The 25914-nt window shown below is 47.9% G+C and carries 20 protein-coding genes, 1 riboswitch and 1 other annotated feature (1 of these 22 only partly in view); of the genes, 2 read left to right on the top strand and 18 right to left on the bottom strand.

Features of this window, described 5'->3' with window-relative positions; translation table 11 throughout:
• Positions 1-1326: 1326 nt before the first annotated feature.
• The 3 genes from sdhB to BN1002_RS14405 are packed head-to-tail and all read right to left on the bottom strand — an operon-like array spanning position 1327 to position 4559.
• A complete protein-coding gene (gene sdhB, locus BN1002_RS14395) occupies positions 1327-2115 on the bottom strand; it encodes a succinate dehydrogenase iron-sulfur subunit (RefSeq protein ID WP_048827970.1) in 789 nt (262 codons plus the stop codon).
• A gap of 21 nt (positions 2116-2136) precedes the next feature.
• On the bottom strand, positions 2137-3894 hold the full coding sequence (gene sdhA, locus BN1002_RS14400; protein WP_048825934.1) for a succinate dehydrogenase flavoprotein subunit: 1758 nt from the start codon (positions 3892-3894) through the stop codon (positions 2137-2139).
• 56 nt (positions 3895-3950) lie between these two features.
• The gene (locus BN1002_RS14405) at positions 3951-4559 is read right to left on the bottom strand and encodes a succinate dehydrogenase cytochrome b558 subunit (RefSeq protein WP_048825937.1); all 609 of its coding nucleotides are present in this window, start codon (positions 4557-4559) and stop codon (positions 3951-3953) included.
• A 332-nt stretch (positions 4560-4891) separates the two neighbouring features.
• On the opposite strand from BN1002_RS14405, the gene BN1002_RS14410 reads away from it, so the two are divergent.
• Positions 4892-5338: a YslB family protein gene (locus BN1002_RS14410; RefSeq protein WP_048825939.1), complete on the top strand. Its 447-nt coding sequence runs from the start codon at positions 4892-4894 to the stop codon at positions 5336-5338.
• A 53-nt stretch (positions 5339-5391) separates the two neighbouring features.
• Here the strand turns inward: BN1002_RS14410 and BN1002_RS14415 are convergent, their stop codons facing one another.
• The 13 genes from BN1002_RS14415 to zapA all read right to left on the bottom strand — a co-directional run bounded on the left by BN1002_RS14415 (position 5392) and on the right by zapA (position 20740).
• On the bottom strand, positions 5392-6630 hold the full coding sequence (locus tag BN1002_RS14415) for an aspartate kinase (RefSeq protein WP_048825940.1): 1239 nt from the start codon (positions 6628-6630) through the stop codon (positions 5392-5394).
• A gap of 111 nt (positions 6631-6741) precedes the next feature.
• A riboswitch (Lysine riboswitch) is annotated at positions 6742-6919 on the bottom strand.
• A 68-nt stretch (positions 6920-6987) separates the two neighbouring features.
• Positions 6988-8760 carry an excinuclease ABC subunit UvrC gene (gene uvrC / locus BN1002_RS14420; protein WP_048825942.1) on the bottom strand — a complete coding sequence of 591 codons (1773 nt, stop codon included), beginning with the start codon at positions 8758-8760 and terminating at the stop codon, positions 6988-6990.
• A 206-nt stretch (positions 8761-8966) separates the two neighbouring features.
• A complete protein-coding gene (trxA, locus tag BN1002_RS14425) occupies positions 8967-9281 on the bottom strand; it encodes a thioredoxin (RefSeq protein ID WP_048825944.1) in 315 nt (104 codons plus the stop codon).
• 171 nt (positions 9282-9452) lie between these two features.
• Positions 9453-10430 (bottom strand): electron transfer flavoprotein subunit alpha/FixB family protein, encoded by a 978-nt coding sequence (locus BN1002_RS14430; RefSeq protein WP_048825946.1) that lies wholly within the window; start codon positions 10428-10430, stop codon positions 9453-9455.
• 93 nt (positions 10431-10523) lie between these two features.
• Entirely contained in the window at positions 10524-11297 is a 774-nt protein-coding gene (locus BN1002_RS14435; protein ID WP_048825947.1) for an electron transfer flavoprotein subunit beta/FixA family protein, read from the bottom strand.
• Positions 11298-11634: 337 nt separating this feature from the next.
• Complete coding sequence (locus tag BN1002_RS14445; RefSeq protein WP_048825951.1) at positions 11635-12408, bottom strand: enoyl-CoA hydratase; 774 nt, start codon at positions 12406-12408, stop codon at positions 11635-11637.
• A 12-nt stretch (positions 12409-12420) separates the two neighbouring features.
• Positions 12421-13038: a TetR/AcrR family transcriptional regulator gene (locus BN1002_RS14450; protein ID WP_048825953.1), complete on the bottom strand. Its 618-nt coding sequence runs from the start codon at positions 13036-13038 to the stop codon at positions 12421-12423.
• 273 nt (positions 13039-13311) lie between these two features.
• Entirely contained in the window at positions 13312-15018 is a 1707-nt protein-coding gene (locus BN1002_RS14455; RefSeq protein WP_048825955.1) for a long-chain-fatty-acid--CoA ligase, read from the bottom strand.
• A 288-nt stretch (positions 15019-15306) separates the two neighbouring features.
• The gene (locus tag BN1002_RS14460) at positions 15307-15711 is read right to left on the bottom strand and encodes a DUF350 domain-containing protein (RefSeq protein ID WP_048825958.1); all 405 of its coding nucleotides are present in this window, start codon (positions 15709-15711) and stop codon (positions 15307-15309) included.
• A gap of 18 nt (positions 15712-15729) precedes the next feature.
• Positions 15730-18087 (bottom strand): endonuclease MutS2, encoded by a 2358-nt coding sequence (locus BN1002_RS14465; protein ID WP_048825959.1) that lies wholly within the window; start codon positions 18085-18087, stop codon positions 15730-15732.
• A 33-nt stretch (positions 18088-18120) separates the two neighbouring features.
• Positions 18121-19833, bottom strand: a complete 1713-nt coding sequence (gene polX / locus BN1002_RS14470) for a DNA polymerase/3'-5' exonuclease PolX (protein ID WP_048825961.1) — start codon at positions 19831-19833, stop codon at positions 18121-18123.
• Between the two features lie 97 nt (positions 19834-19930).
• Positions 19931-20473 (bottom strand): CvpA family protein, encoded by a 543-nt coding sequence (locus BN1002_RS14475; RefSeq protein ID WP_048825963.1) that lies wholly within the window; start codon positions 20471-20473, stop codon positions 19931-19933.
• 12 nt (positions 20474-20485) lie between these two features.
• Positions 20486-20740, bottom strand: coding sequence for a cell division protein ZapA (gene zapA, locus BN1002_RS14480; protein WP_048825965.1), 255 nt, complete (start codon positions 20738-20740; stop codon positions 20486-20488).
• Positions 20741-21172: 432 nt separating this feature from the next.
• Here zapA and rnhC point away from each other — a divergent pair, with 432 nt between their 5' ends.
• Complete coding sequence (gene rnhC / locus BN1002_RS14485) at positions 21173-22129, top strand: ribonuclease HIII (RefSeq protein ID WP_048825967.1); 957 nt, start codon at positions 21173-21175, stop codon at positions 22127-22129.
• 87 nt (positions 22130-22216) lie between these two features.
• Here the strand turns inward: rnhC and pheT are convergent, their stop codons facing one another.
• A complete protein-coding gene (pheT, locus tag BN1002_RS14490; RefSeq protein WP_048825969.1) occupies positions 22217-24628 on the bottom strand; it encodes a phenylalanine--tRNA ligase subunit beta in 2412 nt (803 codons plus the stop codon).
• 31 nt (positions 24629-24659) lie between these two features.
• A complete protein-coding gene (pheS, locus tag BN1002_RS14495) occupies positions 24660-25697 on the bottom strand; it encodes a phenylalanine--tRNA ligase subunit alpha (RefSeq protein ID WP_048825971.1) in 1038 nt (345 codons plus the stop codon).
• A 94-nt stretch (positions 25698-25791) separates the two neighbouring features.
• Positions 25792-25914 (bottom strand) — a binding site (T-box leader); it runs 125 nt beyond the window's last position.

A 25914-nucleotide genomic window follows, 5' to 3' on the forward strand; every position in this document is an offset into this window, starting at 1 on the left:
ATTATAGCAAAATTCTTTACAGCTAACATAAATTTCTGGGGAAAAGGTTCTTCTTAAGAACAGCTGGTGAACGAATTTAATATCAACCATTATAAAAACAACTTTAACAGCCCGAAGGAACGCATGCCAAGTGCCGTTCGCGTTCTAAGTGTTCATTTAGAACGTGAAAGCCCAGATGCCAGTTTCCTGTCCGCGTTCTAAGTCTTCGTTTAGAACGCGAAGGACCTGTCGCCGGATACCGTTCGCGTTCTAAGTCTTCGTTTAGAACGTGAAAACCCTGCTGCATGTTGCTGTCCGCGTTCTAAGTCACCGTTTAGAACGCGAAGGACCTCCTGCCTGTTGCTGTCCGCGTTCTAAGTTACCGTTTAGAACGTGAAAACCCTGCTGCCTGTTGCTGTTCGCGTTCTAAGTCTTCGTTTAGAACGCGAAGGACCTGTCGCCGGATACCGTTCGCGTTCTAAGTCTTCGTTTAGAACGCGAAAACCCCGCTGCATGTTGCTGTCCGCGTTCTAAGTCACCGTTTAGAACGCGAAGGACCTCCTGCCAGTTGCTGTCCGCGTTCTAAGTCTTCGTTTAGAACGTGAAAGCCCAGATGCCAGTTGCTGTCCGCGTTCTAAGTCTTCGTTTAGAACGCGAAGGCTCAGCTTCGTGGTGCTGTCCACGTTCTAAGTCACCATTTACTGCCCGAAGCTCCTCCTCCTAAAAGCCGTTCGGGCTCTAAATCACCGTTTACTCCCCAAGCCCCTCCTACCAAAAGCCGTTCGGGCTCTAAATCACCATTTACTGCCCGAAGCTCCTCCTCCTAAAAGCCGTTCGGGCTCTAAATCACCATTTACTGCCCGAAGCCCCTCCTACCAAAAGCCGTTCGGGCTCTAAATCACCGTTTACTGCCCGAAGCCCCTCCTACCAAAAGCCGTTCGGGCTCTAAATCACCGTTTACTGCCCAAAGCCCCTCCTACCAAAAGCCGTTCGGGCTCTAAATCACCATTTACTGCCCGAAGCCCCTCCTACCAAAAGCCGTTCGGGCTCTAAATCACCGTTTACTGCCCGAAGCTCCTCCTACTAAAAGCCGTTCGGGCTCTAAATCACCATTTACTGCCCGAAGCCCCTCCTACTAAAAGCCGTTCGGGCTCTAAATCACCGTTTACTGCCCAAAGCCCCTCCTACCAAAAGCCGTTCGGGCTCTAAATCACCGTTTACTGCCCAAAGCCCCTTCTGCCAAAAGCCATTCGGGCTCTAAGTCTTCATTTAGGAGCAGATACAAACCGGTATCTCCAAACAAAAAAAGCTGCCCCAATTCAGTTGAACGGGACAGCCTTTGTTCAATTATACACGGTCGCTTCCGAAGAAATTCCGGAACGATTGGAACGTGGTTTCGCGGTTCAAGGCAGCGATTGAGGTCGTCAATGGAATGCCTTTCGGACAGGACTGGACGCAGTTCTGCGAGTTTCCGCAGTTCGAAAGGCCACCGTCTCCCATAATCGCATTCAAGCGTTCCGCCTTGTTCATCTCTCCTGTTGGATGGGCGTTAAACAGTCGTACCTGGGAAAGCGGTGCCGGTCCGATGAAGTCGGATTTGCTGTTGACGTTCGGGCACGCTTCAAGGCATACGCCGCAAGTCATGCATTTTGATAGTTCATATGCCCATTGGCGCTTTGTCTCAGGCATGCGCGGACCAGGTCCAAGGTCATAAGTGCCATCAATTGGAATCCATGCTTTGACCTTTTTCAATGAGTCAAACATCCTGCTCCGGTCAACCTGTAGGTCGCGGACAATCGGGAAGGTTTTCATTGGAGCCAGCCGAATCGGCTGCTCGAGCTGGTCAACTAACGCTGTGCAGGATTGGCGCGGCTTGCCATTGATGATCATCGAGCAGGCGCCGCAAACTTCTTCAAGGCAGTTCATTTCCCAAGTAATCGGGGTAGTCTTTTTCCCTTCCACATTAACTGGGTTCCTACGGATTTCCATCAATGCGGAAATGACATTCATATTCGGTCTGTATGGCAGGACAAATGTTTCTTCATAGGAGGTGGAATCAGGTGTGTCCTGGCGCGTGATGATAAACTTGACTGTTTTGGTTGCAGCCGCTTTTTCAGTAGCAGCCTGTTCAGCCATTGTTGTTTCAGCCATGCTTTTCTACTCCCCCTTCTTTTTCGAGTAGTCGCGCTTACGCGGCTTGATCAATGAAGTATCGACCTCTTCATAATGGAATGCCGGCGCAGACTTTTGGCCGGTAAATTTGGCCATTGTCGTTTTAAGGAATTTTTCATCGTCACGTTCAGGGAAATCAGGCTTATAATGCGCGCCCCTGCTCTCATCCCGGTTCAATGCTCCTAGTGTAATGACGCGAGCAAGCTGCAGCATGTGCTGAAGCTGACGAGTAAAGGCTGCGCCCTGGTTGCTCCAGCGGGCAGTGTCATTGATATTGATATTGTCATATCGCTCAAGCAATTCCTGAATCTTTTCGTCAGTCTCACGAAGCTTGTCATTATAACGGACAACTGTGACGTTATCAGTCATCCATTCTCCAAGCTCCTTATGGATGACATAGGCGTTTTCCGTGCCATCCATTGACATGATGTGGTTCCATTTAGCCTCTTCTTCCATAACATGGTTTTCAAATAGAGAAGGATCAAGCGTATCCGCGCTATTCTCGAGGCCGTTAATATAGCGGACAGCGCTCGGTCCTGCCACCATCCCTCCGTAAACGGCGGAAAGAAGCGAGTTTGCTCCAAGGCGGTTTGCCCCGTGCTGGGAATAATCACATTCACCTGCCGCAAAAAGGCCGGGAATGTTTGTCATTTGATCATAATCTACCCACAGGCCCCCCATTGAGTAGTGGACTGCCGGGAATATTTTCATCGGAACCTTACGCGGATCGTCACCCATGAATTTCTCATATATTTCAATGATTCCGCCAAGCTTGACGTCAAGCTCGTGCGGATCTTTATGGGAAAGGTCGAGATAGACCATGTTTTCTCCGTTAATGCCCAGCTTTTGGTTCACACACACATCAAAGATTTCACGTGTGGCGATATCCCTCGGCACAAGGTTTCCATAAGCAGGATACTTTTCTTCAAGGAAGTACCACGGCTTGCCATCTTTGTACGTCCAGATACGGCCACCTTCTCCGCGCGCCGATTCACTCATCAGGCGCAGTTTATCGTCACCAGGGATCGCGGTTGGGTGAATTTGGATGAATTCCCCATTCGCGTAATAGGCTCCTTGCTGATAAACGATAGATGCAGCTGACCCTGTGTTGATAATTGAATTCGTTGATTTCCCAAAAATGATTCCGGGTCCGCCTGTCGCCATGATGACAGCATCGGCTGGGAATGCTTTAATGTCCATCGAAGTGAGATGCTGGGCGGTGATTCCCCGGCATACCCCATCTTCATCGACGACAGCTCCGAGGAACTCCCATCCTTCATACTTCGTTACAAGCCCGGCCACTTCGAAACGGCGAACCTGTTCATCCAATGCATATAGAAGCTGCTGGCCTGTTGTGGCTCCCGCGAATGCCGTACGGTGGTGCTGGGTTCCGCCAAACCGGCGGAAATCCAGGAGACCTTCAGGCGTCCTGTTGAACATAACACCCATGCGGTCAAACAAGTGGATAATGCCAGGCGCTGCCTCACACATCGCTTTTACTGGAGGCTGATTCGCAAGGAAGTCGCCACCGTAAACCGTATCGTCAAAGTGCTCCCAAGGGGAATCACCTTCACCTTTCGTATTGACGGCTCCGTTAATGCCGCCCTGTGCGCAAACGGAGTGTGAACGTTTGACCGGGACAAGTGAAAAAAGTTCAACCTGCGACCCGGCTTCCGCTGCCTTGATGGTTGCCATCAACCCGGCGAGTCCGCCTCCGACAATAATAATCTTACCTTTAGCCATTTGACTCACTCCCTAATTAATTCCAAATCTATCAGGTCCGACCTAATCTTTTAAAATTACATAAATGCTAGCAAGGCGCGAATCCCGACAAAGGAAAGGGCAAAAAAGACGCCGATTGTAAAATAAGTTGAGATTCTTTGTGAACGTGGAGTTACAGTAATGCCCCAGCTGACAAAGAATGACCAAAGCCCATTCGCGAAGTGGAAAATAGTTGAAATTACACCGACGAAATAAAACACAACCATGAATGGATTGCTAAGGATATCCTCCATCATGTTGAAGTTCACCGTCGCGCCAAATGCGGCGGCAATCCTTGTTTCCCAAACATGCCAGCTGACAAAAATCAATGTGATGATTCCGGAAATCCGCTGGAGAGTGAACATCCAGTTACGGAAATAGCTGTATCTGCTTGGGTTGTTGTCTGCTGTAAAAGCGATATAAAGTCCATAAATTGCATGATAAAGCAAAGGCAGAAAGATCACTACCGTTTCAAGGACAAGCCGGAATGGAAGATTTCCCATGAAGTCCGCTGCCTTATTGAAGGACTCGGCCCCTCCTGTTGCCGTATGGTTCACGAGCAGGTGCTGAATGAGGAAAACCCCGACCGGGATGACGCCCAGAAGTGAATGCAGCCTGCGGTTAAAAAACTCTCTGTTACCCGCCATATTCATACCCCCTAAGTAATGTGATGATGGTCCCCCATTAAACTTTAAACCTATCATCATTGTGAAAAAGTTATGAATCTTTCTTTACAATCCTGTGACATGTCCATTTTACTCCCACTAAAGAAGAGCGTCAAGGAAACGATTACACAAACAACCCAGTAAACGAAATTTTAAAAATATACTGATATAGATAATAGTTTTCATATCCTTTGATATTTTTGATTCCTTCCAACTACTTGTGGAATATCTATCCAATATCCGAATTAAATCGTTTTATGCTTTTAGCCGGAGGAATTATGGCTATAATAGAATAATAGAAAGAGGGGAGTCCTTTGAACGAAAAAACAGCAATCGATTTACAATCCACTGATACAGTCAGCAAATTTGGCTATGAACTGCTCAGGGAAGTCCTCTTACCGGAACTCCTGGGGAAAGATGGCCCGGAAATTCTTTATTGGGCCGGTAAAATCCTCGCCAGGAAGTACCCCCTGGAAACCATTGAAGAGGTCATCAATTTTTTCTCCCGTGCTTCTTGGGGAGAACTTTCCATCCGCAAACAATCGAAAAACGAAATTGAATTTGAATTGGCCACTGTACTTCTCGCTTCCAGGGTTACGTCCAAGGCGGAGACATACTTCCAGCTAGAAGCCGGATTCCTGGCCCAGCAGATTGAGATGCAAAAAGGTGTGACAGCGGAAGCGTTCGAGCACCCGGTCAAACGTACCAAGCTTGCCTCATTTACCGTTAAATGGGACAGCAAAGATCCGATTGGCGGCTGACCAATAGAAAAAGCCTCTTTCCTGTAATAAAGGAGAAGGAGGCTTTTTCTTTTTTATTGAGACTTTGCGTGGACCTGATTGACTGAGAGAGCGAATGCATCATGCAGCGCTTCGACGGCATCAACCATATGAATGTCTTCGACAACAACAGAGACTTTGATCTCCGAAGTACTGACCATCTTCACCTGTATCCCATTATCTGCGAGTACACTGAACATCTGGGCGGCGACTCCGGGATTGGATACCATGCCTGATCCGACAATCGATACTTTCGAAAGGCCTGATTCGGTTTCAATCCGCTCATAGCCGGCGAGTTTCCGGCAACCTTCAAGCACGCGAATTGTCTTTTCAAGATCTTCGGTTTTAATGGAAAATGACAAATTCGCACTACCATCCGCTGTTATATTTTGAATAATGATATCGACATTGATGCTGTTTTTTGCGAGCGCTGCAAAAATGGACGGCAGGCCATTTAATGATTCCGCAAGCCCAATCACTGAAACCCTTGTGATTCTGTCTTCAAAAGCAACTCCCCTGACAATCAGGTTCTCTTCCATTGAACTTTCCTCCCCAATTATTGTCCCTTCTTCTTGTTCCATGCTGGAGCGTACAACAAGGGGAACAGAATAGTTTTTGGCAAATTCGACTGCTCTCGGATGAAGGACCCCGGCCCCGAGATTCGCCAGTTCAAGCATTTCATCATACGAAATCGATAACAGCTTCCTCGCATCTTTTACAAATCGGGGATCTGTCGTAAAGACGCCCGTAACATCGGTGAAAATATCGCACCTGCTTGCTTTTAGCGCGGAAGCAAGCGCAACGGCTGTCGTATCGGAGCCACCCCTGCCAAGTGTGGTGATTCCCCCTTGTTCCGTGATCCCCTGGAAACCAGCAACAACTGCTACCTTTCCTTCCTCCAAAACACTTGAAACGGGCCTCGGATCAATATCTGTTATCCTTGCGTTCCCGTGGGTTGGTTCAGTTTTTATTCCCGCCTGCCAGCCGGTGAACGAAACAGCCTCCTGCCCCAGGGATTCAAGAGCCATCGCCAACAACGAAATCGTCACTTGCTCACCTGTTGCAAGCAGCATGTCCATCTCCCTGCTTGAAGGAGCGGCATGGATTTCTTTTGCCAGGGAAACGAGTGAATCGGTTGTTTTTCCCATCGCAGAGACAACCACGACAACACTGTTTCCTTTATTCCGTTCTTCTAATACCCTGCCTGCAACGTTTCTGATCCGTTCAGGACTTCCAACTGATGTTCCGCCAAATTTCTGGACGATGATTGCCAACGCTTCCCCTTCTCTCTGTCTTAAATTATCCCATTAAGTTATCTGCACAATAAAAAAGGACAATGAGAGTCATCTCATTGCCCGGATACGCCGAATAGAATCTACGCATCTATGTGAGATAGCCCTCCAGGGTGGTGTACCCTGACAATCCTGCATTTATTCAATACAGGACCAGCAAGTGGATGGAATGGGCCATTCACTGCTTCGGCGGTATCCCCTTTCAAAATCCATCGTCGAATCCATTATTCTCCGGATTTTTACTCATGAAGCCCGCGCCTCTACCTACACTTTAGAAATTAAAGTGATAGTATGATTAAATTTTCATCATTATAACACAGGAAATTTTCTTAATGCAATCTAAGTGTTCAGTTTTTTCAGAAGTTCTTCTGCAATAGGCCCTGGAATGCCGATAGCCGCAAATTCCTCCGGGCTCGCTTCTTTCATCTTCTTGACTGATCCGAAGCTTTTCAGGAGGAGCTTTTTCCGCTTTTCCCCAATTCCTGGAATGGAATCCAGGATGGACTGGAATGCGCTTTTTCCCCTCAACTGTCTGTGGAAAGTGATCGCAAAACGGTGGACTTCATCCTGAATCCTCTGCAGAAGGTAAAACTCCTGGCTGTTCCGCGGCAACGCCACAACCTCAAGCGGATTCCCGAATAACAGCTGGGAGGTTTTATGCTTATCGTCTTTCGCTAGACCTCCAAGGGGAATATCGAGGCCGAGTTCATTCTCAAGTACATCCCTCACCGCTTCGATGTGCCCTTTCCCTCCGTCAATGATAATCATATCCGGCAGCGGCAGCCCCTCTTTCAATGCCCTTGAATATCTTCTCCTCGCAACTTCCCTCATCGATTCGTAATCATCGGGCCCTTTTACCGTCTTGATTTTATATTTACGGTATTCCTTTTTATAAGGCTTCCCGTCCATAAAAACGACCATTGCCGAGACGGGATCCGTTCCCTGGATATTGGAGTTATCAAAGGCTTCAATCCGGTTTGGCGTATGGATGCCAAGCAGAGCGCCAAGATTTTCGACCGCTTTGATGGTCCGGCTTTCATCCCGCTCAATGAGTGAGAACTTTTCATGCAAGGCGATTTGCGCATTTTTTACCGCGAGATTGACAAGGTCCTTCTTTTGGCCGCGCTGTGGCTGCAAGACCTTTACATCAAGAAGCTGCTCGGCCATGCCGCAATCAACTTGATTTTGTATAAGTACTTCCCTCGGCTTAAAGTGGTTCGCCTTCGTATAAAATTGGCCAAGGAATGTGAGCATTTCCTCCTCAGGCTCGCCGTAAATTGGAAACAGGGAAACGTCCCTTTCAATGAGCTTTCCCTGGCGGACAAAGAACACCTGGACACACATCCAGCCTTTATCGACGGCATAGCCGAATACATCCCTGTCGGTAAAGTCGGTCATTGTCATTTTCTGCTTTTCCATCGTCGCTTCAATATGGGCAATTTTATCCCTGAATTCCTTTGCCCTTTCAAAATCAAGCTGCTCGGCGGCCTCTGTCATTTTTACAGTCAGGTCTTTTTTAATTTCCTTATAGCCGCCATTCAGGAACCTGGTGATTTCATCAGTCATCCTTTTATATTCGGATTCAGGAACTTCTTTCACACAAGGTGCCAGACACTGGCCCAAGTGGTAATACAGGCACACGCGGTCCGGCAATGTCGAGCATTTCCGCAGCGGATAAATCCTGTCCAGGAGCTTCTTTGTTTCATTGGCGGCCTGGACGTTGGGATACGGTCCAAAGTACTTTCCCTTGTCACGTTTTACTTTCCGGGTGATGATGAGCTTCGGATGCCGTTCGGCCGTCAGCTTGATGAACGGATACGTTTTGTCATCCTTCAGCATGATATTATATTTCGGGTCGTATTTCTTGATCAGATTCAGCTCTAGAATGAGCGCTTCGATATCTGAGGAAGTGACGATATATTCAAAGTCCTCGATTTCCCCGACTAACCGCTGTGTTTTTGCGTCATGCGAGCCGGAAAAATAGGATCTTACTCTGTTTTTCAACACTTTTGCCTTGCCCACATAGATGATGGTTCCCTGCCTGTCCTTCATTAAGTAACAGCCTGGCTGATCCGGCAGCAGGGTCAGTTTTTGCTTGATTATTTCGTTCATTGGCCATCACCTCCTGCTATCTCTTTCAAAATTAAGGCCAATTTTGAAAAGGAAAATGGCTAATACCTTTTCCGCTTCACCAATTTTATCATGAATGAGTCCGGATTGCTTATGGAAGCGTCTGTTAATCATCTAAAATAGCTTCTGGAAACTGGGGGTTGGTTTTTCATTGAAAAACCCCCGCCGTGATTGGCAGGGGTTAAGGTTTAAATGTGCTTTTCGAGAAGATTGACCAGATTTTCTTTCGGCTGGTAACCGACAACCTTATCAACCTGTTCGCCATCCTTGAAAACAAGGAGAGTCGGAATGCTCATAACTCCATATTTCGCGGAAGTCTCAGGGTTTTCGTCTACATCAAGCTTTACGATTTTCACCTTGTCTCCCATTTCGGAATCTACTTCCTCAAGTACCGGAGCGATCATTTTGCATGGTCCGCACCATGGTGCCCAGAAATCTACAAGAACGACGCCTGTACCGATCTCACCGGCGAAATTCTGATCAGTTGCATGTGAAATTGCCATTATAAAAGCCTCCTAATTTCTTTCTAAATCTACGGAAAGTATACCACCATTCGAAAACGCATGCTAATTATTTGTTTCAGTGTTAAAATCCCCTACTTGAGATGAAGATATTCGAGACAATCCCGTTTTGGTAACAGAGAAAGAGCGGATTACACCGCTCCTCCGGACAATTTATGAATGGACTTTCAGCTTCCTGAATTCTTCTGTCAAAAGGGGAACAACCTCGAAAAGGTCTCCTACAATTCCGTAATCCGCCACTTTGAAAATATTCGCCTCAGGATCCTTATTGATCGCCACAATGACTTTTGAGTTCGACATGCCCGCCAAGTGCTGGATGGCGCCCGAGATTCCACAGGCAATATAAAGGTCCGGAGTGACAACTTTTCCTGTCTGCCCAATCTGGAGGGAATAATCGCAATAATCGGCGTCGCAGGCTCCCCTAGAAGCCCCTACCGCGCCCCCTAGCACATTTGCAAGCTCCTTCAGCGGCTCAAAGCCATCGGCGCTCTTTACCCCGCGGCCCCCGGCGACCACGACCTTCGCTTCGGACAAATCCACACCTTCAGTCGCTTTCCGGATGACTTCTTTCACCACTGTCCGCAAATCTTTAATTTCAGCTGTTACAGCGGCCACAGTACCGCTAGCAGCATCATTTTTCTCAAGCGGAGCGATATTGTTCGGGCGGATGGTCGCAAAGATCAGGCCATCTGTAATGATTTTTTTCTCAAAAGCTTTTCCAGAATAAATCGGTCTTGTGAACACCAGATTCCCCCCGGCTGCCTCAACCTCCGTCACATCCGAGACAAGCCCGCTGCCGAGTTTGGCGGCGATTTTTGGAGCGAGATCTTTTCCAAGGGCTGTATGGCCGAAAACAAGGCCTTCAGGATCTTCAGATTCAATTACCGCCATCAAGGCTTGTGAATAACCATCTGGCGTGTAATTCTTCAGTTTTTCATCCTCCACCGCGATGACGCGATCGGCACCGTACTGGTATAGCTCGGTTCCTAAAGCGCTTACACTTCCACCAATAAGAACCCCGACTACTTCCCCGCCCTCGGCAATCGTCTTTGCCGCGGCAATCGCTTCAAATGATACGTTTCTTAAAGCATCATCACGCACTTCACTCAATACCAACACTTTTCTTGCCATATCCTCTACCTCCTGCGCTTTATCAGCTATCAAGATGTTCTCTTTGCCTGTTTTAAAAATGGATTTTGCCAGTGTCTGGTGATTCGGTCCAGACTAGATTACCTTCGCTTCCGTATGGAGCAAGTTGACAAGCTCCTTCACCTGGTCCGCTATATCGCCCTGCAAAACTCTGCCTGCTTCCTTTTTCGGCGGCAGGAAAATTTCAGTCGACTTCGTCTTCGGCTCCACGTCGTCCTCTTCAAGGCCAAGGTCATCCAGCTCCAGTTCCTCGAGCGGCTTCTTTTTTGCCTTCATGATTCCAGGAAGTGATGGGTAGCGAGGATCATTCAGCCCTTGCTGTGCAGTGATAAGCAGCGGCAGTGAAGCCTCAATTACTTCCGAATCTCCTTCAATATCGCGGACGATGCTTGCTTTGCCGCCGTCAATATCCAGTTTCGTAATCGTTGTCACGTATGGCATGTCAAGGAGTTCGGCCACACGCGGACCAACCTGCCCTGAACCGCCATCGATAGCGACGTTTCCGCCAAGGATTAAATCAGCTTCTTTATCCTTCAGGTATTCGGCAAGGATTTTGGCGGTAGTAAACTGGTCGCCATTTTGGATATCGTCTTCGGTATTGATCAGGACCGCTTTATCAGCGCCCATTGCCAATGCTGTGCGGAGCTGTTTTTCCGCTTCCTCTGTCCCGACTGTCATGACCGTTACTTCCCCGCCTTGAGCATCACGGACCCTGATGGCTTCCTCGACAGCATATTCATCGTACGGGTTAATAATGAATTCCGCCCCGTCTTCATTAATTTTGCCGCCTGAAAGTGTAATTTTTTCTTCTGTATCAAATGTTCTCTTCATCAATACAAATATGTTCATGTACGTTCCCTCCCGATTGACAATAGTTTGCTATATATACTGAACTGTTTTTTAAAATATAGATAGATTTGCGCTCCACCAAGGAAGGCATCCGTGAACTTACAACGCAGGGACAGGCTGCTTTTTTGCCTGTCCCGAGGCACTTCGCTTTCCGCGGGGCGCCAGTGGAGCCTCCTCGGCGCTTGCGCCTGTGGGGTCTCCACTTGCCGCTGCATCCCACAGGAGTCTACGTGCCTTCCACTCCAATAAACTTGGCGTAAATCTATTAGTCCAATTTATATAGAAGAAATGACACAGGTTACCCTTCAATCAAGTTTTTTTGAAATCTTTGAATCTATTATTCCCCTTTGAATTCGGGTTCGCGTTTTTCAATGAATGCTTTGATGCCTTCCTGCCCATCGGCGGACATGAAGACTTCCCCGAATAGTTCCGCTTCCCGTTTTACTCCTTCATAAAATTCGCCCGACTTTGAATAATTAAGCAGTTCGATGGCAGCTTTCAAAGAGCCCGAACTTTTTTTGGCGATTTTTTTTGCAAAAGTAAAAGCATGTTCCATTAACTCTTCTTCCGGATACACATGGTTGGCCAACCCAAATTGAACCGCTTCCATTCCTGTGATCGGCTCTGATGTGAACAGCATTTCAGCCGCTCTAGCTGAACCGACATACTTTGAAAGGCGCTGGGAGCCGGCAAACCCAGGGACGAGCCCTAGCTGGAGTTCCGGAAGCCCAAGCTTCGCCGTTTCGCTTACAAGGCGGAAGTGGCAGGCCATGGCCAGCTCGAGCCCCCCGCCAAGCGCCGCGCCGTGGATGGCAGCAATGATTGGCTTCGGAAACTTCTCCATCCGCTCAAACAGATTTTGCCCGAGACGGGCCAGCTTCGAAAAGTCCTCGGCGGAATCAATGGTTGTAAACTCCTTAATATCCGCTCCAGCCGAGAAAAATCGGCCTTCCCCATGCAGCAGGAGCACTTTAATCCCCTTTTGCACTTCGATCTCATCAAGGACAGCAGAAAGTTCTTTTAAAAGCCCTGAAGAAAGTGCGTTTGCCGGCGGCCTTTTGATCGTGATTTCCGCAATTCCGCCCTCATCTGTCCAACTTAGAAATTCCAACTTGCTCCCCCCTTAATCAATTTTGCCTTTAGAAGTCCTTGCCTCCGCATGCGCTCCGCATCCATTTAGTAAAAGTGCATGGACAGGCGCGCTGAGCGTGGCCAAATCGTACTTATGTTCATTCATGATCCAGGTTGTGACTGTCTCGTCAATCGTCCCGAAAATCATCTGCCGCGCGAGGCGGGTATCGAGTGTTGCCGAGAACTCCCCATTCTGTTTTCCTTCAAGGAGAATTTTATCAATCACTTTTAAGTACCCTTTCAGCACCTCATTAATTCTTAGGCGCAGCTCCTTATTTGACTGCCTTAATTCAAGCTGGGTGACAATCGCAAGGCTCCGGTTCTCCGAGAGCATCTTGAAATGGGATTCTATCAACAGTAATAACTTCTCTGCCGCCGTCTCTTTTCCTGCAATTGCACCCTCGATTTTTTCAATAAAGGCACCCATTTTTTCCTCAAAGAGGGAAATAAGAATGTCTTCCTTGTTTTTGAAATATAAATAAATGGTTCCGTCAGCGACCCCAGCCTGTCTGGCAATCCTGGAAACCTGCGCCTGATGATAACCATTTTCCGCAATTACCGTTACGGCCGCTTCGATGATTTGCATGTATTTAGGCCTGCTTTTCTTCATTCCCGCACCCCCTTCAAAGAAAACCACAAGGTTAATGAATGAACAGTCATTCATAAACTTATCATATGATTTTCATCGTTTCACTGTCAAGCGCGCAGTCTGGGCTTGGCCTAAGTGTTGAATTAATAATAGATTATTCGTCTAAATACAAGGTTGAGTGACCGATTCTGGTGTTCATTTGGACTCTTACAGTCAAATACCCTAGTTAAGAGTCCGAAACATCCAGTCAGCAAAAACACAAAAAGGACAGCCAACGCGGCTGTCCTCCCTCACTTATGCATGTTTTTGCTCTTCTTCTTCTTTCATTCTTCTCTTTTCCTCGTCTACCAAGACGCGCCTCAGGATTTTACCGACCGCGGTTTTCGGCAATTCTTCCCTGAATTCATAGATTCTCGGAACCTTGAAGGAAGCAAGTTGCTGCCTGGCAAACTCATCGAGGTCCTTTTCGCTCACCTCGGCGCCTTCTTTTACAACGACATAGGCTTTTACCGTTTCCCCTCTGTATGGATCGGGCACCCCGGCTGCCACTACTTCCTGGATGGCTGGATGCTCATAAAGAACCTCTTCGATTTCCCGTGGATAAATATTGAATCCGCCTGCGATAATCATGTCTTTTTTCCGGTCGACGACATAAAAATAACCGTCATCATCCATATAACCCAGATCACCTGTCAAAAGCCAGCCATCCCTGAAAGTCATCGCAGTATCCTCTGGCCGGTTCCAGTACCCCTTCATGACCTGCGGGCCCTTTACGGCAATTTCACCAACCTCCCCAGGCGGCAGGCGTTCCCCGCTTTCCAGCGATAAAATTGCTGCATCCGTATCCGGCCACGGGACCCCGATACTTCCCTTGATCCTCGGGCGGTCCCAAAGGAAATTAGAGTGTGTGACGGGAGATGTTTCCGTTAGCCCATACCCTTCCACAAGCTTGCCGCCGGTTATTTCTTCGAATTTTTGCTGGACCTCGACCGGGAGCGGAGCCGAACCGCTTATGCACGAATCGATGGATGACAGGTCGTATTTTTTTAAATCCGGATGGTTCAGGAGGCCGATATAAATAGTTGGTGCACCGGGAAAAAGTGTCGGCTTTTGCTTCTGGATTGTTTTTAACGTCGTTTCAGGGTCGAATTTCGGCAAAAGAATCATGGTATGGCCCTGCATAATCGACAGGATCATGACAGTGGTCATGCCGTATACATGGAAAAACGGGAGGATGCCAAGAACTCTTTCCTGTCCTCGCTTGCATTTATACATCCAGTTGTTGCAGGCTATAACATTGGCAACAAGGTTTTTATGAGTGAGCATGACGCCTTTCGGGAAGCCGGTCGTCCCGCCTGTATATTGGAGGAGAGCCAGGTCCTCATCGAAGTCGATTGAATGCTCCACAAGTGGACCCCTAGGCGCTTTCAAAATTTCATTGAGCAGATGTGTATTGCCTTCATGTTTTACTTTTACAACGATCCCATATTGCTTTTTCTGGATGAATGGATAGACCAAGTTCTTAGGGAATGGGAGTGCATCTTTGATAGCGGTTACAATTATGTGCTTCAAATCTGTCTTTTGAATCACTTTTGAAACACGTGGATATAAGATATCGAGGGTGACTATGGCAACGGCTCCGGAATCCTTCATTTGGTATTCAAGTTCGCGCTCCGTATAGAGTGGATTTGTGGGAACGACAATCCCGCCTGCCAACAGGATGCCAAAAAAGCTGATCACCGCCTGTGGGGTGTTCGGCAGGAAGACCGCGACCCGGTCGTCTTTTCCAATGCCGAGTTTTTGCAAATAAGCGGCAAACTGAAGGGCGGAATCTTTAACTTCCCGGTACGTCAATTCCTTCCCCATAAAGTGGATGGCGGATTTTTCGGGAAATTCTTCGACTGCTTTCAATAAATAACTGTGCAAAGATGCTGATGGGTACTCGAGAGTGGCCGGTATTTCTTCCGGGTAATGTTTGAGCCAAGGCTTGATCTCAACCATGGGTACCTCCTTGTACAGAAGTTTTTTAAAAATTCTTTCTATTTATCCCATTATAATCCATATGTCCTTATTCCACAAACAGAATACACTCATTTCGAACTATATCCAATAAAGTGCTGTTTGCACCATTATCCGCTAGAATTTCCAAGTCATGCAAAAGGCCGCTGCGATTGCAAGCGGCCCCCTCTATCAAGCAAAAAACACCATATAGATAATCCCGATAAGCATAAACAGGCCACAGAGGCCTAAAAGCACTTTTGCCAACGTTTCCACGTATTTTCCTCCGCCTTAGATTCCGGCTCCGACAATATAAGATAAGCCGATTGATATGACCATTGAAATAAATCCGACAGCGCGGTTATCTCTTTCTATTTCCGCATCGACATTAAACTTTGGGGTCAAGAATTCAAATATGAAATAACCACAGATCAAAAGGATAAAACCGAATACCCCCCAGCCGATCATCGCAAGAACAGAGGTGTGTTCCTGGATAGCATGCCTGAATATATTGGCGATACCGAAGATTTTTCCTCCGGTTGCCATGGCAACAGCCACATTTCCTTTCTTGATTTCTTCCCAATTATTATATTTCGTGACTAATTCAAAGGCAGCCAGGAAGACGACAAGACAAAGGATGACTAAACTATAGTAGGCCGCTATCTGAATGAATTCATTTTTCCAGAAACTTTCCATACCCTTAGCTCCCCAACTTTATTTGAATTCGGCAATCGTAACGCCGGTTCCGCCTTCGCCCGCATCACCAAAGCGGATTTTCTTGACGGACCTGTGGTTCCGCAAATAATCCTGTACCCCCTGCCTCAGAGCCCCGGTGCCTTTGCCGTGGATGATGGATACACGCGGATAGCCTGCCAGGAGCGCGTCATCAAGATATTTTTCCACCTTCATAAGCGCATCCTCAAACCGTTCGCCACGCAAGTCGAGCTCAAGTCCTACATGGGCATCTCTTCCCCGGACGATGGCCATTGGCTTTACTTCCTTCTGCTTTGGCGGCTTGATATATTCCATGTCCTTTTCAGAGACTTTCATTTTTATAATTCCAATCTGGACTTGCCATTCGCAGTCGGCTGTTTTTTCAAGAAGTGTGCCTTTCTGTCCGAATGTAAGGACCGTTACCTCATCACCCGGCTTAAAGGTATGCCCAGCGGCTTTCTTCGCTGCCGGTTTTTCTGTTCTTTCCACGGTCGGGGCCGCGCCGGCAAGCCGCTGCCTTGCCTCGATCAATTCATGTTCCTTAATTTCCGCGTTTTTCTCGAGCCTCAGCTTCCTTAGGTCACTGATGATTTCCTCAGCTTCTTCTGTCGCCTTTTCAACAAGCTTACCGGCCTTTTCGGCTGCCTTTTCCATCAGTGAATCACGCTGCTCGTAAAATTCAATGACCTGCTTTTGCAAATCGGCATGCAGCTTTTCTGCCTGTTTCAGTAAGTCATGGGCTTCGGCGAGTTCATTTTCCGCGTCCCGCCTGCTCGTTTCAAGTTTAGAGATCATCGTATCGATCTGTGAACTGTCTTCGCTGACATGCGATCTTGCATTGGAAATTATCCTCTCGCCAAGGCCAAGGCGCCGCGAGATTTCGAAAGCGTTGCTCCGCCCCGGAACCCCTAAAAGAAGCCTGTATGTCGGGCTCAGCGTTTCCACGTCGAATTCGACACTCGCATTCATGACACCTTCCCGGTTATAGCCATAAGCCTTCAGTTCCGGGTAATGGGTCGTCGCAATGACCCTGGCTCCACGATTATACACTTCATCGAGAATGGAAATGGCCAGGGCTGCGCCTTCCTGCGGATCTGTCCCTGCCCCAAGCTCATCAAACATGACAAAGCTGTTATGGTCAGCTTTATTGAGGATGTCGACAATATTAACCATATGGGAAGAGAATGTACTTAAGCTCTGTTCAATCGACTGCTCATCACCAATATCGGCATACACCGCATCAAAGACTGCCAGCTCCGAACCGTCGAGCGCCGGAATCTGAAGCCCTGACTGAGCCATGAGGGTACACAGGCCCACCGTCTTCAATGTGACGGTCTTTCCGCCTGTATTCGGTCCAGTGATGACGATTGTCGTATAGTCCTTGCCGAGCAAAATGTCATTCGGTACGACTTCGTCCATTGGAATCAGGGGATGGCGCGCCTTGTAAAGGGCGATTCTTCCTTCGTTATTCATCGTCGGCCTGGAGGCCTTTATTGTCCTTCCATAGCGCGCTTTTGCAAAAATAAAATCCAGTTCCCCCAGGACATCTGTGATTACCTCAAGCTCAAAGCTATGCTCGGCAGCCGTCGCCGAAAGTTCGGCAAGGATCCGTTCAATCTCCACCTGCTCCTTGACCCTGATTTCCTGGACCTGGTTATTCAGCTGGACAATCGATTGCGGTTCAATGAACAGCGTCTGTCCAGAGGAACTTTGATCATGGATGATACCGCCATAATGGCCTCTGTACTCCTGCTTGACCGGGATGACAAATCTGTCGTTCCTAATCGTAATGATTGCATCTGAAAGCATTTTTTGGGCACTTGAAGAACGGATCATACTCTCAAGCTTTTCCCTCACCCTTGATTCATTCGACCTTAACTGCTGGCGGAGCGACCGAAGGGTATCACTGGCCGTGTCGAGCACTTCCCCGCTTTCATCGATGGCCATTTTAATCGTCTGTTCAAGATTTGTGAGCGGGATAATTTTGCCGGTATACTCAAAAAGAAGCGGCAGTTTGCTGTTTTCTTCATGAACTCCTTCGATGAATCGCTTGATTTGCCTGCTCGCCGAGATGGTGCTGGCAATCTGGACAAGCTCAGCGGGGCTCAATGTCCCGCCAATGACGGCCCGCTTAATATGGGCGCGTATATCATGGATGCCGGATAATGGCACATTCCCTTTTAATCGGAGCGTTGTTGCCGCCTCGTCCGTCTCCTCCTGGAGCCTGTTCACCTCTTCAAAATCAGATGAAGGGACTAGCTTGGAAATTTTGTCGCGTCCAAGCGCGGATGAGGCATGCCCGAATAGCTGTTCCCTTACCTTGAAAAATTCAAGGACTTTCAATGTTCTTTCCTGCATGGAGAAACCTCTCCTTTTTGCCTAAATGATTTGTCAGTTTCTGTGGTGCAAAAATTGGAGCAAATCCTCCAATTCGTATGTGTTCAAAACAGAACTGCTTTTGATCCAGCCTTTCCTGGCTGCCGCGACGCCGATGCCCATATGGCTGAGCATGGTCATTTTATGCGCGTCTGTATTAATGGCGATTTTCACTCCCGCTTCCTGGGCTTTCTTTAGATGTACATAAGAAAGGTCCAGGCGATGGGGATTTGCATTCAGTTCGAGAGCGGTGTTCGTTTCTTTTGCCATGGCAATCAACATATCAATATCTACATCATAACCATCCCGGCGGCCAATCAGCCGTCCTGTCGGATGGGCGATGATGTCGACATGCGGGTTTTCCAGTGCTGTCCTGAGCCGCCTCATGATTTTTTCGCGCGGCTGCGAGAATGCGGAGTGGATTGATGCGATAACGATGTCGAGTTCCTTGAGGATTTCGTCATCATAATCGAGTGTCCCATCAGGGAGAATATCCATTTCAACGCCTGAAAGGATTTTAAAATCTGTGTATTTATCATTAAGACGCCTGATTTCCTCATGTTGCTCCATGAGCCTTTCAGGCGTGAGGCCGTTTGCCACCTTCAGGAATTGGGAATGGTCAGTAATCGCGATATGGGTATAGCCCATTGCCCTACAGGCTTCTGCCATTTCCTCAATTGTATGGGCTCCATCACTCCAGGTGGAGTGCATATGGAGGTCCGCTTTCATATCTTCTATGCCGACAAGGCCCATATCAGGAGAGTAAATCTCGACTTCGCGTCCATCCTCGCGTATTTCCGGCGGAATGAAAGGCAGGCCGAAATGGGCATAAAACTCTTCCTCTGTTGCAAAAGTTTGCATGCCTGCCTCGTATTCCACTCCATATTCGCTGATTTTTTCGCCACGTTCTTTTGCAAGCTGCCTCATCCGTACGTTGTGATCCTTGGAACCGGTAAAATGGTGGAGCGCGGTTGCGAATTCATCGCTGCTGACAAGCCGGAAATCGGCTGAGATATCGTAATCAAAACCAAAGGTAACGGATACTTTCGTATCACCTGCCCCGATGACTTCCTTTATATCAGGAAGGGAAAGAAGCTGCTCTTTGACAGACTCATGATTGGAGGTGGCGATAATGAAATCCAGGTCCTTCACGGTTTCCGCCCATCTCCTGATGCTCCCTGCCTGTGAAAACTTCTCGATATCTTTCATTTGAGCCAGCTGACCTTCAATTTTTGCCGCTATAGGAAGCATGTAGGCAAGCGGCAGCCGCTCCGGACGCTCCCCAGCTTTTTCAATCGCGGCGAGAATTTTCTCTTGCGATTTTTTCCCGAAACCGGGCAGTCCCTCAATCTTGCCCATCCTGCACGCTTCTTCCAAATCTGTTATATCTTCAATGCCTAACAGTTCATGAAGTTTCGCGAGCTTCTTCCCTCCAAGCCCCGGGAGTTTGAGAAGGGGGACGAGGCCGGCTGGCACCTCTTCCTGGAGTTCTTTCAGGACTGATGATTGGCCTTCCTGGATATACTCTTCTATGACCGCAGCCGTCCCTTTGCCGATTCCTGATATTGCGGTAAAGTCGGTGATGCCGCTCAAGCTCCTGTTATCTGTTTCGAGTGCAAACGCAGCCTTGCGGAAGGCTGATACCTTAAACGGATTTTCCCCCTTGATCTCAAGATAAATGGCAATGGTCTCAAGAAGAGAAATAACATCCTTTTTATTCTTTTCCATCGTCAAAAGCACCTGCCTTGTCTATTCTATACATTTACGGTTAACTCGCATGAAAGTTCCCTTAAAGAAAGAAGAACTTCTCTGCTGTCAGAGAAGTTCAAGCAGCCACATATTCAATCCATAATTCCTTCAACTGCTCCGAAATGACCGGCGTGTGCTTGACAATCGCTTCTGCTATAACCGAACTTTCAAGCGGTTTTTGGATTGCCTCAACCGGCAGCAGCGCAGAGATATACAATAATAATAGCAGAATGAGATAAACTTCCATAAACCCAAGAATACCTCCCGCCCAGACGTTCAGCGTCCTGAGGATTGGCAAATGGGCGATAAAATCAAACATCGAGCCGATAATCTGGACAATCACCTTGACCACAAAGAAAATCGCCACAAAGGCGAATGCCCTGTAAAAAGCATCCTCCAGACCGGTGGAAGAGGCGAACATCGACAATGTTGATGTGTCTCCCATCGTGGGATAAGGAACCCACAGCTTTAGCTTCGGAGCCAGAATATCATAGTACTTATAAGCAACAATGTAGGAAATGATGAATCCCGCCAGATGAAGAAGCTGCAGGATAAATCCCCGTTTCAGGCCGATAAAAAAACCTATAATGAATAAAAGAATAATCGCTAAATCAAGCATCCCCGTTTTTCCCTATTCCCTTTCCATTTCTGATTTCAGCTTTTCCAGCTGGTCTCTAATTTTAATAAAGTCATTCACTGCGTTCACTGCGGTAAGGACGGCCAATTTATTCACATCTAACGAAGGATTCTTGGAACTGATTTCCCGCATTTTATCGTCGACAAGCGATGCCACAAGCCTGACATGGCTCGAGCTTTCCTGCCCGATTATGACATATTGCTGGCCATAAATATCGACCGTTGTCCGATTTTTATTCACATTCGACACGTAGTTGCCTCCATTCAAAGAATCCTATTCACTATCATACCACGAACAGGCTTTTCTGGAAAAGCGAAAGTATGCAAAGCGGCTTTAACCGCTGCTTTTATTGGCTATTTTCCTTTTGCAAGCTGGCAAAAACGGCATATCCGCAATTGGATAATACAATGGCCAAACTCGCTAATACAACCCGTAAATTGGATAATAAAACATGAAATTTGGATAATATAACCTGCAAATTCGATAATAAAGCATGAAATTTGGATAATACAAGCGTTAAATCGGATAATACAACGGCAAAACTCGATAATAAAACATGAAATTTGGATAATAAACGAGGAAAACAGGAGAATATGCGAAATACAATACGGGGAAGAATCTCATTTCCATTGAGGAATTATGATAAAATAAGCAGACAACGAATATAAGGAGTGCTCTATTTTGGGCCATGCAGTCATAATAGTGCCGACAGAACAAATCGCCGGCTTGAAAAACCATTATTCACGCTTTTTAATTGATAAAATTCCGCCAGGTGGTATTTTTGCGGCAAAAACACCCGCCTGCATGATTACAGCCTATAAATCCGGCAAAGTGCTTTTTCAGGGACCATCGGCCGAAAGTGAAGCCGCCCAATGGAGCGGGATTTCATCATCCGCGCCGGCGGTTTCCAAAAAAACAGCTTCCAAACCGGTTCCTGGTTCCCATCTTCCCGCCAATTTCGCGCAATTGTCGGTAATTGGCTCGGACGAGGTTGGAACTGGGGATTATTTCGGACCGATCACGGTAGTCGCCGCTTATGTCCGGGAACAGGACATGCCACTTCTTAAAGAGCTGGGCGTCAGGGATTCCAAGGATTTGAACGATGACAAAATTACCGCTATTGCAAAGAATATTAAGGATGTCATCCCATACAGTTTATTAACCTTACATAATGAAAAATACAACCAACTTCAGCAATCAGGCATGTCCCAGGGGAAAATAAAGGCAATTCTCCACAATCAGGCGCTCACCCATGTCCTTGGCAAAATAGCCCCTGAGAAACCCGACGCCATCCTGGTCGACCAATTCGCCGAACCCGGCATTTACTTCAACCATCTGCGGGGACAGCGGACCATTATTAGGGAAAATGTCCATTTCAGCACAAAAGCAGAAGGACTGCATCTATCAGTTGCCGCAGCATCAATTCTTGCAAGATATGCATTTATCCGCCATTTTGACAAGTTAAGCGAAGAAGCAGGGTTCACTATTCCAAAGGGAGCCGGCTCGAAGGTTGACGAAGCGGCCGCGAAGCTGATTCTGGCAAAAGGGCAGGCTGTCCTGCCTCATTTCGTCAAATACCATTTTGCCAACACGCAAAAAGCGATCAATCTGGTTACCAAAAAAAGACGGAATAACTAAGCCCACCAATGCGCGCTCCGTTATTCCGAACAAATATAAAAAGAGTTGGACCCGCCAAGGATCCAACTCTTTTTTAGAAATATCCGCTTACCCTCTCAGGACTGCTCCTGCTTTTTCCTTCAGTGCCGCCAATACCTTTTCATGCACCTTGGTGACTTCCTCATCTGTTAAAGTCCGCTCAGGATCCATATATTTAAGCGAGAAAGCAATCGACTTCTTGCCCTCTTCCATATTGGCCCCTTCATACAAATCAAACACCGCGGCTTCCTTCAACAACGGGCTGCCGGCTTCAACGATGATAGCACGGAGTGCCCCAGCTGGCGTATCCTTGTCGGCAACAAGGGCGATATCCCGTGTGATGGACGGGAATCTTGGAATCGATTCGTAATGAAGCGGCTCTGTCCCGGCTTCAAGTAACTCGTTAAGCTTCAATTCAAATACGTATGTGTCTTTCAAATCAAGTTCCTTTTGCCTTGATGGGTGAACTTGCCCTGCGAAACCGATCCGCTTGCCATCCAAAAGGATCTCCGCAGTCCTGCCCGGATGCATGCCGTCAACCTGTGCCTGGACATAGTCCACCCGCCCGGTGAGACCGAGTTTTTCAGTGAGACCCTCTATAATTCCTTTCAGGACATAGAAATCGACCGGCTTCTTCTCGCCTTGCCACGGGTTCGAAACCCAAAGACCTGTTATCGCAGCAGCGAGATGCTCTTCCTCGACAGGAAGCTCTTCCCCTTTAGCAAGGAATACAGCCCCGGTTTCATAAACAGCCAGGCTGTCCGCCTGCCTCGCGCCATTATATTTCAGGACTTCAAGAAGCTGCGGGATGATGCTCAAGCGCAGCTGGCTACGCTCTTCGCTCATCGGCATTGCAAGCTTTATTGGCTCTGCCTTCTCTAGTGCGTATTGGGAAACCTTTTCTTCGCTTGTCAGGGAATAGGTGACCGCCTGATAAAGTCCGGCTCCTTCCAGGAAGCGGCGGACGACACGGCGCTTCGCCTGGTATGGCGACAGCTTTCCTGCAGTCTGCTCTCCAGCCGGCAATGTTTTCGGGATGTTATCATAGCCGTACAGACGGGCGACTTCTTCAATCAAGTCTTCTTCTATGGTGATGTCCCCGCGTCGGGTCGGCACAGTGACAGTAACGGTCTCCCCGTCAACCGATGTCTCGAATTTAAGCTTCGCAAAAATATCTGTGACTTCGTTAATGGACAAGCTCATGCCAAGGAACGTATTCAGCTTTTCCAACGTAATCGAAACAACTGCCGGCTCAGCCTTCATCGTATCGACCTCAACCGTTCCTTCAAGCACTTCGCCACCTGCATATTCCGCCATCAAGGCAGCGGCACGTTCACCTGCTTCACGGACGCGGTTCGGATCGACGCCTTTTTCAAAACGGGCACTCGCTTCACTGCGCAGTCCATGGTCCTTCGATGCTTTCCTGATTGTCCCCCCCGTAAAATAAGCCGCTTCGAGAAGTACAGTAGTGGTATCGGAATCAACTTCGGAGTTTGCGCCACCCATGACCCCTGCAATCGCGACTGGTTCTGTTCCATTCGTAATGACAAGGTGGTCCGGCGTAAGCGTTCTTTTCGCATCATCGAGCGTTACAATGGTTTCGCCTTCTTTTGCACGGCGGACAAGGATTTCCTTAGAGCCTAATTTTTCATAATCGAACGCATGGAGCGGCTGGCCATACTCCAACAGTATATAGTTTGTAATATCGACAACATTGTTGTGCGGGCGGATGCCCGCTGCCATAAGGCGCGTTTGCATCCAAAGCGGCGATGGGCCGATTTTGACATTCTTAATCACTTTTGCGGCATACAGAGGATTGTCTTCGTGTGCATCGACCGATATTTTAATATAATCGGAAGCTTTTTCATTTGATGCATACAGATGAATGTCAGGGAATTTCACGTCCCTTCCTAAAATCGCCCCGACTTCATATGCAACTCCAAGCATGCTCAGGCAGTCGGCCCTGTTCGGAGTAAGGCCAAGCTCAAGCACCTTGTCATCCCTGTTCAGCGCTTCAATTGCGTCTTCGCCAGGTGTTACGTTGTCCGGGAATACAAAGATTCCTTCCGCATATTCCTTAGGAACGGTTTTCCCTTCCATTCCAAGCTCCTGGAGCGAGCAAATCATCCCATTCGATTCTTCGCCGCGAAGTTTCGCTTTCTTAATTTTGAAATTGCCAGGCAAAACAGCGCCGGTTTTCGCAACGGCCACTTTCTGCCCTTTAGCGACGTTCGGAGCCCCGCAAATGATTTGCACCGGCGACTCTTCTCCAATATCAACTAGGCATTTGCTTAGTTTGTCGGCATTCGGATGCTGCTCACGCTCGAGCACATGGCCGATGACGACACCTTTGATTCCCTCGTTAAGCGTCTCGACTCCTTCAACCTCAATCCCGCTTTTCGTGATTTTTTCCGCAAGTTCCTCCGCTGTCACTCCGGATAAATCCACATAATCCTGGAGCCATTTATATGAAACAAACATGTTTAAAGCCTCCCACTTTCAAAATTAAGGTCTATTCCTGTCTCGAAAACTGTTTCAGGAACCGGATATCATTCGTATAGAAATGGCGGATGTCATCGATCCCGTATTTCAGCATCGCGATCCTTTCAGGCCCCATTCCAAATGCAAAACCGGTGTATTTTTTCGAATCATAGCCAGCCATTTCAAGGACATTCGGGTGGACCATTCCGGCGCCAAGAATTTCGATCCAGCCAGTCCCCTTGCAGACGCTGCAGCCGTTTCCGCCGCAAATTTTGCAAGAAATGTCCATTTCGACAGATGGCTCTGTGAAAGGGAAGAAGCTAGGGCGCAGCCTGATTTCACGGTCTTCGCCGAACATTTTTTTCGCGAACTCAGCAAGCGTCCCCTTCAGGTCGCTCATGCGGATGTTCTCACCGACAACGAGCCCTTCGATTTGCATGAACTGGTGGGAATGCGTCGCATCATCATTATCGCGGCGATACACTTTTCCAGGGCAAATGATCCGGATCGGGCCTTTGCCGCCCTGTTTTTCCATCGTCCTTGCCTGGACCGGCGATGTATGGGTCCGAAGCAGAGTTTCCTCTGTAATATAGAAGGAATCCTGCATATCGCGTGCTGGATGGCCTTTTGGCAAGTTAAGGGCTTCAAAGTTGTAATAATCTTTTTCTACTTCCGGGCCTTCGGCAATCTCATAGCCCATTCCGATGAAAAGATCCTCAATTTCTTCGATGATTTTCGTGAGCGGATGGTGGCTTCCAGCTTTGACAGTCCTTCCAGGCAACGTTACATCGATTGTTTCCGAAGCGAGACGCTCATTGACCGCTGCTTCTTCAAGCTCTGTTTGCTTCACGGAAATTTCCGCTTCAATTGCCTGTCGCACTTCATTGACAAGTGCGCCCATTTTCGGGCGTTCTTCTGCGGACAACTTGCCCATTCCACGCAAAACCTCCGTGATTGGCCCCTTTTTGCCAAGATAGGCGACACGGACATCATTCAATTCTTTCAGGCTCCCAGCCTGGCCCACTTTTTCAAGGGCTTCTTTTTGCAATTCAGTCAATCTTTCCTGCATGGGATGTATCCTCCTTTTAAAGTTCCGGATGTTCCGGTACACATGGCTGGACTGGCAAATATGCTCTTTTCCATATAAAAAAGCCCCATCCCAAATAAGGGACGAGGCTTGTGTTCGCGGTACCACCCTTGTAAACACGCATGTTTCCTTCCATTCGTGTTCGCTTCATTGAGATAACGGCTTCTGCCGGCGCACCTTTACATCCGTTTCAAAGCGA

The sequence above is a fragment of the Bacillus sp. B-jedd genome, assembly GCF_000821085.1.
In the GTDB taxonomy this organism is placed as follows: Bacteria; Bacillota; Bacilli; order Bacillales; family Cytobacillaceae; genus Bacillus_D.